This is a genomic window from Marivirga lumbricoides (assembly GCF_014636295.1).
GTDB classification, from domain to species: domain Bacteria; phylum Bacteroidota; class Bacteroidia; order Cytophagales; family Cyclobacteriaceae; genus Marivirga; species Marivirga lumbricoides.
The window spans coordinates 314,946-330,393 of sequence record NZ_BMEC01000002.1 but is presented as its reverse complement, the minus strand read 5'-3'; the positions used below and the strand labels follow the sequence as shown (position 1 = coordinate 330,393).

The following is a 15,448-nucleotide window of genomic DNA, read 5'->3' as shown; positions in this document are numbered from 1 at the left end:
TCAATTGAATTTTCTGCGATTTCATTTTTATTATTTGCAATCTAAAATTAGATTACAGAATGGGTAATCATTTGTTGCTGCATTTCAGATACATATCATTGATTCTCATTTAATTGCCTAACAGGCTCTATTTAATATGCGTAAATGAAAATTCTAAAAATTAGTATCCTTTTATATTTCCTGCTTTTTGCTTTTGAGGAAGCAGCAGGCCAGGTACAGCCGGTAAGCACAGTAAAAATTTTATTACTTGGAAACAGCCTCAGCTATACCAATAATCTTCCGGAACTTTTGCAGCAGGAGTATGCCTCAAAAAACATAAAATTAGAGGCGGATATATTGGCCAAGCCTAATTATTCGCTTGAAGACCATTGGAATGAAGGCATTTTCCAAAAGATGATAGCTTCAGGAGGGTACAATTATATTATAGTGCAGCAAGGTCCTTCCTCCCAGGCAGATGGACTGGAAATGCTACTTGATTATGGCCAGAAAATAGCAAAATTATGTAGGCAAAAAGAAGCGAAATTAGTTTTTTTCATGGTTTGGCCTTCTATAAGCAATTACCATACATTTGAAGGGGTAATTAACAATTACACTAAAGCTGCCGCAAAAGCCAATGCCATTTTATGTCCTGTAGGAAAAGAATGGAAAGCCCATTTTGAGGCAACAAAGGATTTTTCCTTTTTAGGGTCTGATGGATTTCATCCCTCTCTGAAGGGAAGCCAATCTATAGCGGAGATTATTGTCAAAACTATAAAATTGGAATAGTAAAAATGCTTTTCTTTACATTGGCTGATATCCTGTCTTTGCAAGGATAATCACCCTTACAATTTTTATACTTTTACTAAATATTTATTTTATATGCGCTTAGGTACTATTATCTTCTTTTTTCTTCTTCATCTGGCTCGGTTACAAGCCCAAACTTATCAGGATCATTTTAAAGCAGCTGCAAAAGCTTATGAAACAGAAGATTACAAATTGATGCTCTCAGAGGCACGAAATGCGTATCAGCTTAGGCCACAGCATCAGACTTTAATATACTACCTCTCAATGGCGTATGCTTTAAATGATGAAGTGGATTCTGCTAATTATTGGCTGAGAAAACTTATTACAATAGATGCTGAAAATTATGATATTGACAGAGAAGATTTTAATGCCATCAGGCAGTCAGAAGGCTATAAAAGTGTAAAAGCCTATCAGCAGTTTATGAATAAAGCGATCATTCAGCCTGACACTGCTTTAGTGATTCCTGATACTCAGTTACATATTGAAGATGTAGCTTTTGATACTGCGAAGAACAGATACCTGGTAAGCAGCATCAATAAAAGAAATATTTTCTGGGTTGAAAATAATCAGTTAAGGAAATTATTCCAGAAGGATTTTCCCCTTGCAATTACAGGAATGGAAATGCAGGACAAAATACTTTGGTTTACAGCAGCCGGTTTTCCTGAAGCCGGAATTCCTGCCGGAGATCCAGAGTTGGACACCTCGATACTTTATAAAGCAGATTTAGAAAGAGGGGTTTTGCTTGATAGTTTCAGTGTTTCTGACGGTGCACCTCATATTTTTGGTGATTTGCTAATAACTGAAAACAATGAGGTTCTTGTTTCTGATAGCAAGGCTAATAAAATCTATTTATTGAATGAAAGAGAATTGGTAGAATGGTTTTACGCTGATGAAATTATTTCATTACAGGGGATAGCCCACAGGGGAGATGATTTCTTGCTGGCGGACTACAGTCAGGGCTTATTCCATTTTAATTCAAAAAATAAAAAATTAACAGCTATTCAGCCTACTCAGGATCTTTCATTGAAAGGGATTGATGGCTTGTATACATATAAAGATGGACTCATAGCGATTCAAAATGGAGTAAATCCTCATCGTGTTACTTATCTTCAGTGGGATAGAGATTCGAAAAAGATTATTTCTTTCAGGTATTTGGAGAAGAATCACCCTGCAATGGGCGAACCAACTTTAGGTTTTATTGCCAATCAGCATTTGTATTATGTGGCTAATAGTTTTTGGGGCATAAATAAAAATGGAAAGATTAGTAATTCTGATAAAATACAGCCGGTGATATTGTATTTGAAGCTACAGGATATTTTAGGTTTTTGAGATAGAACTCATATTGGAAATTATTTTTCTCGGTAATAAAAAACCGCAAGCCTTCTAATACCTGCAGTTTTCAACCTAACAAAAAAAACCGTAACAGAAGTAAAATTCTGTTACGGCTTTTTTTTCAATATAATATTCGATAGTGCTTGTTGAGATGCTTTAAAATTGTTCTTCTACTATAAAAATAATCATTAATCTAATTTACATTATCCTTCTTATTAAGAATATAAAACATAATATCCTCAATTTCAGTATAAATTACTGTGCTTCATATTTTATCATCTTATAAAATTTTGAAGTCTTGAAAATAAATAGATTTAATTAAATAAAAATCAGATGCTAGACCCATACAAAATTGTAAAAGAACTGAAATCTTCCAAAGGCAACCTTAAGTATTACAGCTTGCAGGCTTTAGAAGAAAAAGGCAAAGAAATCTCCAAACTTCCCTTTTCAGTCCGGATTCTGTTGGAGAACGCATTGAGGAATTTTGACGATTTCGCTATTACAGAGGAAAATATTGAAACGTTACTTAATTGGAAGCCAGAACCTTCTGAAAAAGATATCCCTTACAAACCAGCCAGAGTGTTAATGCAGGATTTTACAGGGGTGCCAGCAGTTGTAGATATTGCTTCATTGAGAGCGGAAGCAGTAAGAAAAGGAAAAGATCCTAAAAAAATTAACCCATTAATTCCTGTTGATCTAGTCATTGACCATTCGGTACAGGTAGACTATTTCGGCACCAATTATGCCTACAAAAAAAATGTGGATGTTGAATATGAAAGAAATGGTGAACGCTATCAATTTCTAAAATGGGCCCAGAAATCATTTAATAATTTCTCTGTTGTACCTCCCGGAATGGGCATTTGCCATCAGGTAAATCTTGAGTATTTAGCAAAAGGGGTGATTGAGAGAGATGGCTATGTATTTCCTGATACACTTGTAGGTACTGATTCTCACACGCCAATGGTAAATGGTATTGGTGTAGTTGGCTGGGGAGTTGGAGGAATTGAGGCAGAAGCAGCTATTTTAGGTCAGCCTATTAATTTTATAATGCCACAGGTGATTGGTTTAAAACTTACTGGCAAATTGCCTTTAGGCACAACAGCAACTGATTTAGTGCTCAATATAACTCACTTGTTAAGAGGGCATGGTGTGGTAGGAAAGTTTGTAGAAGTTTTTGGTCCCGGGCTTGATACTTTATCCGTTCCGGATAGAGCCACTATTTCAAATATGTCTCCGGAGTTTGGTTGTACAGTCACTTACTTCCCAATAGATGACCAAACATTGAGCTACATGAAGAAAACCAACAGAGAGCCTGAGCAAATCGAACTCGTTGAGAAATACACAAAAGCCAATATGCTTTGGAGAGAAAATGAGGATAAAATCACCTATTCGCATGTGCTTGAATTAAACCTGAGTGATATAGAGCCTACTGTTTCTGGTCCTAAGCGTCCTCAGGATAAAATTTTTGTAAAGGACTTTGATGAGAAATTTAAGGAGTTACTTAATGAAGGGTATGGTAGAAAATACCTCGCCTCTCAGGACAGGGAAATTAACAGATGGTATGCTGAAGGTGGCACCCAGCCTGACCCGAGAAGGGAAAAAGTGAAGGAAGATGGAGATGTAGTGGTAGAAGAGAAAAAGGAGGATTTAGAAGGCTTGCAAACTGTTCATATTAAAACCCGACAGGGGGAATACACTGTAAGTGATGGCTCTATTGCTATTGCTGCCATAACAAGCTGTACGAATACATCTAACCCTAGTGTAATGATAGGTGCCGGTCTGGTAGCTAAAAAAGCAAGAGAAAGAGGAATTGATGTGCCACCATGGGTGAAAACAAGTTTGGCTCCTGGCTCAAAAGTAGTAACTGATTATCTGAAATCGGCAGACCTTCTGGAAGATTTAGAAGCATTAAGATTTCATGTAGTTGGCTTTGGTTGTACTTCCTGTATCGGGAATTCCGGTCCTTTACCGCCTCCTATAGCAAAAGCAATTGATGAAAGTAATCTTGTAATGGCTTCAGTGCTTTCAGGAAACAGGAATTTTGAAGCGAGGGTGCATCCTCAGGTGAAAATGAATTTTCTGATGTCGCCTATGTTGGTAGTAGTGTATGCGCTGGCTGGCCGTGTAGATATTGACCTGAACAATGAGCCCATTGGTTATGATAGTAATGATGAGCCTGTATACATGAAAGATGTGTGGCCAAGCAATGATGAAATATTTGAAGTGATGAATAAGGTGCTCACCCCTAATGATTATAAAAAGAACTATGGGGAAATTTTTGATGGAAATGAGCAGTGGAGAGAAATGAAAGCCCCTGATACTGATGATTATGAATGGGAAGAAAATTCTACCTACATCAAAGAAGCTCCTTTCTTTAAAAATATTTCTGAAGAAGCTCCGGAATTAAAAGATATAAAAGACGCCAACGTATTATTGATGTTGGGAGACTCAATCACTACTGACCATATTTCCCCTGCAGGTTCTTTTAAAGGAGATTCTGCCGCAGGTAAATACTTAAAGGAAAAAGGTGTAAGTGAAGACCAATTTAATTCATACGGATCAAGAAGGGGAAATGATGAAGTAATGGTTCGGGGAACTTTTGCCAATGTAAGGATTAAAAATAAGCTTGCTAATAAAGAAGGTGGTTATACCACACATATTCCTTCAGGTGAGGAAATGACGGTTTTTGATGCGGCAACAAAATATAAAGAAGCAGGCACTCCAAGTATTGTACTGGCTGGTAAAGAATACGGTAGCGGATCTTCAAGAGATTGGGCCGCTAAAGGAACATTTTTACTTGGTGTTAAAGCAGTGATTGCTGAAAGTTATGAAAGAATTCACCGTAGTAACCTGATTGGAATGGGTGTATTACCCTTACAATTTAAAGAGGGTGAAAATGCGGAAAAGCTTGGTTTAAAAGGAACAGAACAGTTTACAATTAAAGGTATAGCGGAAGGGCTAGATGTGTTAAAAGAGCTTTCTGTGGTAGCTAAAAACCAGGAAGGTAAAGAAATTACATTTAATGTAATTGCCAGATTAGATTCTAAAGTAGAGATTTCTTATTATCAACATGAAGGCATTCTTCAATATGTATTAAGAAATTTCCTTAAGGATTAAATATTTCCAATCCAGATAAATTAAGCCTGTTCTACGAGTGTAGACAGGCTTTTTTATTAAACGATCTTTAATCAGATGGATTAATAACTCATTGTAATAACTAGTGGAAGCCTGCTATTATAAAATTTCCTTAGGTATAAAATACTAATATTATTCGCTTGAAAAAACCTGTTCAACTTGTTTGGCTCAAAAGGGATTTACGGATTTCTGATCATAAACCATTTTCAGAAGCCTCCAAAACAGGTTTGCCCACTATTATTTTTTATTGTTGGGAACCTTCATTGATGAGTGCGGAAGACTATAGCGTGAGACATTGGCAATTTGTTTCTGAATCTCTCAACGCAATGGTAAGTTCTCTGAAAGATTTTAATAAATCTATTCTTCAACTACATGCTGAAGTGGTGGATTTTTTGGAGTGGATTTCTGAAATATACGAGGTGAAATTTCTGCTTTCTTATGAAGAAACCGGAATTGCATTAACTTATGACAGAGATAAAGCTGTAAGCGCATTTTGCAGAAGAAAAGGAATTGCGTGGAAAGAATACCAGCAGTTTGGAGTACAAAGAGGAAGAGTCAACAGAAAAGGTTGGCCTGAGGAATGGCATAGCTTAATGTCTCAACCCATTGAAAAAATTCATTGGGATAAGATATCAACTCTCGAGTTAAATGATTTACCCGAGGAGTTCCACTATAGTTTAAAAACTGAGGTAGTAAATATTCAAAAAGGAGGGGAGCATTTAGCTAATAAATATCTTCGATCATTTCTGGAAACAAGACACTTTTACTACAATAAAAATATTAGCAAACCTACTGAAGCCAGAATATCCTGTAGCCGGCTTTCTCCTTACATTGCCTATGGTAATATCAGTATGCGTCAGGTTTTCCAGTCAATGCTTGTGGCAAAGGAGCATGGCTCAAAAAGTGCCTTAAATAATTTTGGCTCAAGGCTCAGATGGCATTGTCATTTTATTCAGAAATTTGAAATGGAGCCTCGGTATGAATTTGAAAATATTAACAGAGGCTATAATTCCATAAGGCTAGAGCAAAATGAAGCATTTTTTACTGCCTGGAAAACCGGAAGTACAGGCTTTCCTCTGGTGGATGCTTGTATGAGGTGTGTAAATGAAACCGGCTATCTCAACTTCAGAATGCGGGCAATGCTGGTCTCCTTTTTAACATTTCACCTCTGGCAGCCATGGAAGGAGGGGGCACTCCATTTAGGTAGGCAATTTTTAGATTATGAACCGGGAATTCATTATCCGCAATTTCAAATGCAGGCAGGAGTTACCGGAATCAACACTATCAGAATATATAATCCCTTGAAACAATCCTTAGATCATGATCCGGAAGGCTTATTTATTAAAAAGTGGGTGCCGGAATTACAGAATTTACCAACGGCCTTCACACATAAGCCCTGGGAACTGACATATTTAGAACAAAAAGATTTAAAATTTGAGTTAGGTCAGCACTACCCCAAACCTATTATAGATTTTGATTTGGCAGGAAAAAAGGCAAGAAAAATAATTTGGGAAATGAAGGATGACCCACTCGTAAAGAGGGAGGCTAAAAGAATTCTGGAGAAACATACAGTAGCCAACCGAATGGTATGATTTCTAAAATATGACTAATTTTAATTTTTCTTAAATCTAAACTCTTAAAAGAGTCCGTTTTTAAAACACTATCTTTAAATTCATTAGTAGTCATTGAAAAAAATACTATCAAAATTTTACCACAACTATCAAAACTCTTCCTTCAGGTGGATAGTGGCCTGCCTATGGTTAATTAGTACTGCTGTTTCAATATACCAACTCAATCATCTCTCAATTAATTTTGAATTCGAGAGGCTGTTTGGTGAAGATAATGAAGACAGGCAATTCTATGAGCAGCACCTCAAAACTTTTGACTACGACAACGATTATCTTATAATCATACTTGAAGCAGAGAACACTGTTTTTGATACTACCTTTCTTCAACAAGTAAAAAGGTTGAGCAGAAAAGCTTCTGAATTGGAAGGAGTGGAGTCGCTTCTTTCCCCAACTGAAATACCACACTTAATAAAATCCCCTGTAGGTTTAAGTGGTATTCCTCTTTTGCATACTAAAAATCCTGATCGGCTGGCATCTGATAGCATAAGGATTTATACTCACCCTCTTTATAGAACTCTTTTTGCTGATGACGCAGAAGCTCTGCTGGTACAACTCAAGCATAAGCATTTCCAAAAGCCAAAAGGTGAACAATTACTGCTGTCAGAATTAGAATCCAGCTTATTAGAAGCTGATTTTCCTAACTATAGAATAGTGGGTAAGCTTACAGCGCAAACGGAGTTTATCAATTACATAAAGCATGATTTTTCTATGTTTTTATCTCTTGCTTTATTAGTTACTGCAGTTTTGCTCTTGTTAATATACCGGTCGGTTAGAAATATGCTGCTGCCTTATTTAATTAGCCTAAGTACATTAATCTATCTGCTGGGGATAATGGCTTCTATCGGTGTGGAATTAAGTATTTTGAGTGTGCTTATTCCTCCCATCATACTGTTTGTGGCTACTTCGGATGGTATTCACCTACTGAATGCATACAGACAAAATGAATCATTTTTATATGTAGATAAACTGAAAGGCGCAGTACTGAAGATTTTTACTCCTACGCTATTAACTTCCGTTACAACAGCTATTGGTTTTTTTAGCCTAATTTCTATTCCATCGGCACCTGTTAAGGAATTAGGAATATTTGCAGGTTTAGGTGTTTTAATTGCTTTTATCACCAACTTTATTTTGGGTCCCCTTCTGTTACCTCCAAAATACAAGGTTAAGCCACTAAATATACCTTACAGACAGTTCACTGTTGGGATTATGAGGAATAGATTTTCAATTACTGTATTGTCTAGTGTGATAGTGATTGGAGCACTGATTGGAATTTTTCAGCTTAAAACAGATGCTTATCTTCTAAAAGATTTACCTGAAGACTCGGAAATAAAGTATGACTTCGAGCTGGTAGATCAGGAATTTGGAGGCTCAAAACCATGGGAAATGGCCATTTGGCCTGCAGATAGTAACTTATCAGTCTGGGATTACCATTTTTTAAAGGAGGCAGATATAATTGATAGTTACTTGCGATCTGAATTTGGAATGCAGCGGTTATTTTCACCAGTTGATTTGCTAAAGTATGGTTATCAAATAGAGAGGGGAGGAGGAGCTTCTTTTTATAGATTTCCTCCTGAGGAGGCCTTTGAAAGTAGCCTTAAAAATATCCAGCGGATTAAATCAAGAATGAATAGTGCCACCATTGCGGATTCTTCGGGCAAATATGCTCGCTTTGCTGGGTTTATTCCTGAATGGGGATCTTACGCTACCAGGCAAAAAAATAGTGATCTGCAAAGTTTCATCAACACTCACGTAGATTCAAGTATAATACAATACAGGATTACAGGCACTACCTATTTGATAGATGAAAGCAATGAAATGATTTCATGGAGTTTAATTAAAGGATTATTACTAGCTACAGCATTGATTTCTATCGTTTTAGCATTCTATTTTAAATCACTTAAAATGTTACTAATCAGCTTAGTTCCTAATTTTATTCCGCTATTAATAACAGCTGGTGTTATGGGATTTATAGGTGCGCCTTTAAAGTTAACTACAGCCATTATTTTTGCTGTTGCTTTTGGTATTGCAGTTGATGATACCATCCACTTTTTAGGGGCATACAAAAAAGCAAAAGCGACTAGTCACTCATGGAGATTGATAAAAACTTTCCGTTCAGCGGGCTTATCAATAGTAATTACTTCAGTTTTAATAATTGGGGGCTTTATACTTTTTACCTTCTCTTCCTTTGCTACTACCTTCTATTTAGGGCTATTCCTTTCTTTAGCAATGCTTAGCGCTCTGATCACTGATCTTTTTTTACTGCCATTGTTGCTAAGTGGCGAGGAGTAACTACATTATTTTTCATTTACTAATCTTCTCAAAAGAAGCAGTAAATGAAGTTTACTTGTGTATAGTATAAATTTTGATTTATGTAAGTTGAGCCCTATATTGTGATTTAAACATTTAATGCCTTGAAACTATTTCGTCAACTTGTTTTAATATTTAGTTTTATTTTATCATTTAATACAATTTCAGCTCAAGTAAATGAACATCTATTAGTAACAATTAATAGATCGAACATATCAGCTCCCTCATTTATAAAAGAAATTGAGCAGTTGTATGATGTGAGGTTTCGTTATAAATCAGAATGGTTAGAAGATATTTTTATCACAGTTAATGTCTTTCAAGAACCATTAAACAAAGTACTCAATGATGCTTTCAATAGGTACCAATTAAGTTTTATTTTTAAAGAACCTAATTATATTATTTTTTTAAAAAACAGTCCTGTTTTAGTGAATGTTGATTCAAAAGATAAAGGTAGAGATTTGCAGATAATTTCATTAGGTGAGCCTAACTTTAGAGACAGTACTGCTAGAGTATCCGGATTAGTAAAATCCGGAGAAGATGGAAGCGTTATCCCCGGAGTAAAAGTATCAGCTATTGAGGCTAAATTAGCAACTGTAACAAATGAGAAAGGTGAGTATGATATAAATTTACCTATTGGTTACCACACATTGAGATATGAGTCTGTAAATGTTGAAGCTTTTGAAGTTTCCATTATTCTTAACTCCTCGAGTAAGTTAAATATGAGTCTATACAGTGACTTGGTTCAATTAAACGAAGTAGTAGTAACAGCTAAAGCGCTGGATGAAAATGTATCTGAAACGATTACAGGTTCAGATAGAATAACTATTGATGAAATTGAAAAAATGCCTGCTTTTCTTGGGGAAGCTGATATTATCAAAAGTATTACTTCTCTACCGGGAGTAAATTTAACAGGCGAGGCTTCAGCCGGCTTCAATGTTAGAGGAAGTGGAGTTGGAGCAAATTTAGTTTTACTTGATGATGGAACAATATTTAATTCCTCCCACCTCTTTGGTTTTTTTACTGCTTTTAATCCAGATGGTGTTGAAGATGTTCAATTATATAAAGGTACTATTCCTGCCAGATTTGGTGGAAGAATAGCCTCAGTATTAGATATTAGCATGAAGAATGGTAACAAAGATGAATTCGAGGCATCAGGAGGGATTGGTGTTATTTCATCTAGACTGAATATTACTACTCCAATAATTCGAGAAAAGAGTTCAGTTGTTTTTGGTGTTAGAGCAGCTTACCCAAATTATATTATAAAATCCGTAAAAAACAAAGATTTGAAGCAAAGTAGCTCCTCTTTTGGAGATGTAAATTTTAAATATCATCATTTGATTAATGATAAGAATCAGTTTGAATTAACCGCGTATGGTAGTAATGATCAATTTTCCATTAGGAACGAGGTAGAATATAATTATATAAATGAAAGCCTTACTACTAAGTGGAGGCATAATTATAATCCACAATTTAGTTCTGATTTTAGTTATAATTATAGTAGGTATCGCTATTCATTAGTAGAAACATTAAGTGAAGATTTGGAAACTTTACTCAACTCGAAAATTGAAAATTCTAAGATTAATTGGTTTTTTAACATTGATAATAATGAGGCTCACAGGATTAAATTTGGAGTTAACGGAGTATTTTATCAATTAAATCCAGGAGAATTGAGTGCAAATTATGAATTGCGCTCAGAGAGTTCAAATATTGCCAGCGAATCAGCTATTGAATCAGCCCTCTATGTAAGTGATGAATGGAAAATAAATAATAATATATCTATGTACGGTGGATTAAGATATACATACTTTATGAGAGGTAAATTAGGGAGTGGTAATTATAGTTATGGTGGGTTGGAACCCAGATTTTCTTTCAATTATAAAGTAAATAATAAAAGCTCTATTAAATTTGGCTATAACAGGATGCAACAGTTTATCCATTTAATTTCTAATACGGCTTCAGTAACTCCTGTGGATATATGGAAGTTGAGTGATTTTAATATCAAACCTACAATTTCCGATCAATATACATTAGGTTATTTCCGGAACTTTTTTGCGAATAATATAGAAGGATCTGTGGAAGTTTTTTATAAAAATATATACGATTTAATTGACTATAAGAATGGAGCTCAGCTGTTAGGTAACCATAAAATTGAAGATGAATTATTACAGGGCGAAGGTGAAGCCTACGGGATGGAAATGTATATTAAGAAATTAAGAGGCAAATTAACTGGTTGGGTGAGTTATACTTATTCAAGATCCCTTATAACTGTTAATAGTGAGAATTTATTAGAGAGGATTAATGAAGGTAATGCATTTCCAACAAATTTTGATCAACCTCACAATTTATCGTTATTCGGAAATCTTAAGGTTTCCAGAAGATTTGATATTTCCGCAAATTTCCTGTATAATACAGGAAGGCCTATTACTTATCCTGAATCTGTTTATGATGTATTTGGAGTTAAAGTAGCTAACTACACCAATAGGAATGGTGATAGAATACCTGACTATCACAGACTGGATTTATCTTTTCACCTCGGTACTACCTTGAAAAGAAATAAAACTGTTAAAGCTAATTGGGTACTCACTTTCTACAATGTATACAGTAGAAGAAATGCTTATTCTGTATTTTTTAGATCGTCTGATTCCCTAAGAGAAATTGATGCTTTTAAACTTTCTATCGTTGGACAGATAATTCCTGCCCTATCTTATGATTTTAAATTTTAAATAATGAAGTATCAATCTATTTACTATCTCATATTTATTATTGTCTTATGTTCATCTTGTATTGATCCATTCGATCCGAAATTAACTAATAATGATTCTCGGTCTCAACTTGTTGTTGAAGGATTAATATCAAATAATAATAGTGTTAACATCATTACCCTTAGCAGAACATCTTCGGTTAAGGGTAATTCAGGTTACGAAAGGGAGAGTGGTGCTTTAGTTTATATAATTGATAATGATAGCAACTGTTATCAACTTGAAGAAATATCTTCTGGAAGATACGCAACAAGTCCATCTGACTTTTTAACTAAACTTGGGAATTTTTATCAACTAAAAGTAGAATTAAACAATGGACAAAAGTATGAATCTGATTTTCAGGAGTTGATAGTACCTGATGAACTTGATTCTCTTTGGTTTAAATCAGAAGAGGAGACATTTTTAAGTGGAAATAGTATAGTTGCCAGTGAAGTTATAAACTTTTATACAAAAAATGATATCCGGAGAGATCCGCTTTATTATAGATACGATTATAGTGGAACTTTCGCTTTTGAGTCTGTATTTCAGGGAAGTTCAGCATGCTTTAAGGGTGGAGATAGATCAGCTATTAAAACGCAAGATTTGATTTGTTACAGGAATGAAACTGTTAATTTGCCCTTAAATATTGTTAGTACCGAAGATTTACCTATTAATTCAGAGTCTGTTATAAAAGTTTTGACAGTGGTCCCCTCAAGACAATATTCAATAGGTTATAGTATGTTGATAACAAGATACTCGTTGACCTCCAGTTTCTTTCATTTTTTAGAACAACTTAAGGCACAAAGAGATGTTGGGGGCAGTATGTTTGATCCACCTCCGACAGAAATTGTAGGAAATATTACTAATGTCAATAACCCTGAAGATAGAGCTGTTGGTTTCTTTAGCACCTCTTCAAGTACCTCTAAAAGACTCTTTATAGATAGTAAGTTTTTGAAGAAAGAAGTCAGGGATCCTCTAAATAATGAAAATTGCGGACATAATTTAGATGAACCTGGAATTGCTCAGCTACCCGAAGAATACCTGCGAAGACCACGTGATTATTGTTGCGATTGTAGACTCTACCCCGGAGCGACAGTCCAAAAACCTTCATTTTGGCCTTATTAAACTAAATAGTTAAGATATGTATTTAAGAATAGTTTTATTTTTGCTACTCAGTTTTGTGACCATGAACTTTTGCCGGAGTTTTCAGTCAGACCTTCATGGGGGAATGAGATATGAAAAAGTTTATCTAAATACAGATAAACCTTATTACATTTCAGGGGATAAAATCTTATTTAGTGTATATGTTGTGTCCTATGGGGATAATCTTCCTTCGGGTAAGAATGGGATTTTATATTTAAATCTTATCGACTCAAATAATGAACTTATCTTAGATGAAAAAGTGAAACTAACAGGAGGAACTGGAAGTGGTTTTATATCTATACCTCCCCAACTTAAATCAGGTAGCTATACATTCCTTATGTTTACTAAAGATATGGTCAATTTTAATAGATCTATGCCATCTCAAAATATTGGTATAATTAATATTAACGATAAATATGTAAAGAAAGAAGATTCGGGAAAACTATCAGCGGAATTTTTTCCGGAAGGGGGAAACCTGGTAAGTAATCATCTCAATCAGGTAGCAGTGGAGCTTCAAAATTTTTCTGATGGACTGAGAGGTTTAGTTGTTGACGAATTTGAAAATACCGTAGCTATAGTTGATGATATAAAAGATGGATATGGTAAATTTAAGATATTTCCTAATGATAGTTCTACCTATACTGCATTATTTATTAATGAAAAGGATACGATGTATTTTGATTTAGGTAAATCATCTTCTGATATGTTAACTATAAAACTTACAGACCTTGATAAAGATACTATTTCAGTTTTTTTGAATTTGGGGTATAATTTTGAACAAGATAAAGTTGGTTTTTTACTTCAAAACAAAGGAAGAGTTATCTTCTCGAATGAACAAAGAGTGACGGGGAGAAAAATGAAATTTTTGCTACCTAAAGGTGATTTACCAAATGGGTTAAATCAAATTGTTATTTATGATTCCGAAAGAAAAATTCTTTCGGAAAGAATTTTCTACTTGGAGGATGAAAGCAAAATGGATTTAGATGTCATTATGAGTGACAATACATTTAATACTAATGAAGAAATTGAGTTTTCGCTTCGTATAAATAATAATAACAATGATAATTCTAAATTATTTGCTTCAGTTTCAGTAAAAAACTTAAACTATTTTGAAGAAAATAGTATTAGCAGAATTGATTATGATCTAAACTTATTTTCAGAAATTAATTTCATTCCATTAAGTTTAGATTTTTATACGCATGTTAAAAATATCGATTTTCTGGATAATTTTCTTTTAACAAAAAAAATAGAGACGTTTAATGTAGATGAATTTTTTCGAGGAAATACTAAGATGAAGTTTCAGGATGCAGATAACTTGAACAGTATTATAGTGTCTGGTAAGGTATATGACAGCCGTACTAATGAATTGGTAATTGACTCCACAATTTACTGCACAGTTTTGGGTTCTGCGCAACAATTTTATATTTCGCCAATTAATGCCAAAGGAGAATTTAAAATAGAAATTAAGGAATTTAACGGTACAGCTGATATTATACTTAAATTGGCTAATGTAGATGAGAAGCAAACTAATATTATGTATATCTTAGATAAGTCTATTGCAGACTCTACTTATGTTGTTTCTGATACAAGAAGTTATCTGCCACCTCAGCGTTATGCTAATAGTTTAATAGAATTTCAGAAAGAAAATCAGATTATTAAAAGGGTCTATTATCCAGATCAAGTTAGAAAAAATCTGCAATCTCTAAATTCCTTCTCCAATGGTTTATTTAAGAATTATGACTTCTCAAGAGATATGAGAGAGTACGTAGTATTAAAAAATTTTGAGGAAGTTGTCCGAGAGTTGATTCCAGGAGCTGTTATAAAGGTCAATAAATCAAACAAGAGTAAAAGATTACTCATTAGATTGTTGGATGATAAAAAAGGATTATTAGCACCAATAGGAGATAATCCATTAGTTTTAATTGATGGACTTCCAGTTTACAATCAGGAACAAATATTTTTAATTGAACCTGAAGATCTTTCATTTGTTAAGTTAATAAATAAAAAAGTTTTCATTAATGGTAAATTTTTCGATGGTATATTAGAAATTGAAACTGATAATAAAGACTATTATATGAGAAATACAACTAACCATAGCTACACTAACATTAGTGGTTTTTCATTAAAAGATCAAATTAAAGATGTCTCATTATTACCTGATAGAAGCACTTCTGATAAGTTGCCAGATTTCCGATCTATATTGTATTGGAACCCTGAAGTTATTATCGAGCCTGGCAAAGTAGAAACTCTAAAATTTAGTACATCGGATGACATTGGGGACTTCTTAGTTGAAGTTCAAGGAATGAACAATCTAGGTAATCCAATTTATTTTAAAAAAATTATATCAGTAAAGTAGAAAAAATGTAAATTGTTTTTGGCATC

At 34.3% G+C, this 15,448-nt stretch carries 8 protein-coding genes; all 8 read left to right on the top strand.

From position 1 onward, the window contains the following. Positions 1 to 144: 144 nt before the first annotated feature. The 8 genes from IEV85_RS04095 to IEV85_RS04060 all read left to right on the top strand — a co-directional run bounded on the left by IEV85_RS04095 (position 145) and on the right by IEV85_RS04060 (position 15,422). A complete protein-coding gene (locus tag IEV85_RS04095) occupies positions 145 to 765 on the top strand; it encodes an SGNH/GDSL hydrolase family protein (protein ID WP_188460527.1) in 621 nt (206 codons plus the stop codon). Positions 766 to 858: 93 nt separating this feature from the next. Further along, positions 859 to 2,112, top strand: coding sequence for a hypothetical protein (locus IEV85_RS04090; RefSeq protein ID WP_188460526.1), 1,254 nt, complete (start codon positions 859 to 861; stop codon positions 2,110 to 2,112). Between the two features lie 336 nt (positions 2,113 to 2,448). Then, the gene (acnA, locus tag IEV85_RS04085; protein WP_188460525.1) at positions 2,449 to 5,232 is read left to right on the top strand and encodes an aconitate hydratase AcnA; all 2,784 of its coding nucleotides are present in this window, start codon (positions 2,449 to 2,451) and stop codon (positions 5,230 to 5,232) included. A 158-nt stretch (positions 5,233 to 5,390) separates the two neighbouring features. Continuing rightward, positions 5,391 to 6,842 (top strand): FAD-binding domain-containing protein, encoded by a 1,452-nt coding sequence (locus IEV85_RS04080; protein ID WP_188460524.1) that lies wholly within the window; start codon positions 5,391 to 5,393, stop codon positions 6,840 to 6,842. 93 nt (positions 6,843 to 6,935) lie between these two features. Beyond that, entirely contained in the window at positions 6,936 to 9,167 is a 2,232-nt protein-coding gene (locus IEV85_RS04075) for an MMPL family transporter (protein WP_188460523.1), read from the top strand. A 122-nt stretch (positions 9,168 to 9,289) separates the two neighbouring features. Beyond that, positions 9,290 to 11,908 carry a TonB-dependent receptor gene (locus IEV85_RS04070; protein ID WP_188460522.1) on the top strand — a complete coding sequence of 873 codons (2,619 nt, stop codon included), beginning with the start codon at positions 9,290 to 9,292 and terminating at the stop codon, positions 11,906 to 11,908. 3 nt (positions 11,909 to 11,911) lie between these two features. After that, complete coding sequence (locus IEV85_RS04065) at positions 11,912 to 13,048, top strand: DUF4249 domain-containing protein (RefSeq protein ID WP_188460521.1); 1,137 nt, start codon at positions 11,912 to 11,914, stop codon at positions 13,046 to 13,048. A 16-nt stretch (positions 13,049 to 13,064) separates the two neighbouring features. Next, on the top strand, positions 13,065 to 15,422 hold the full coding sequence (locus tag IEV85_RS04060) for a hypothetical protein (protein WP_188460520.1): 2,358 nt from the start codon (positions 13,065 to 13,067) through the stop codon (positions 15,420 to 15,422). Positions 15,423 to 15,448: the final 26 nt, after the last annotated feature.

Excerpts from the sequence above, each read along its gene's own strand:
- IEV85_RS04065 (WP_188460521.1), top strand. The coding sequence starts at position 11,912 with ATGAAGTATCAATCTATTTACTATCTCATATTTATTATTGTCTTATGT.
- IEV85_RS04060 (WP_188460520.1), top strand. The coding sequence starts at position 13,065 with ATGTATTTAAGAATAGTTTTATTTTTGCTACTCAGTTTTGTGACCATG.
- acnA (WP_188460525.1), top strand. The coding sequence starts at position 2,449 with ATGCTAGACCCATACAAAATTGTAAAAGAACTGAAATCTTCCAAAGGC.
- IEV85_RS04090 (WP_188460526.1), top strand. The coding sequence starts at position 859 with ATGCGCTTAGGTACTATTATCTTCTTTTTTCTTCTTCATCTGGCTCGG.
- IEV85_RS04095 (WP_188460527.1), top strand. The coding sequence starts at position 145 with ATGAAAATTCTAAAAATTAGTATCCTTTTATATTTCCTGCTTTTTGCT.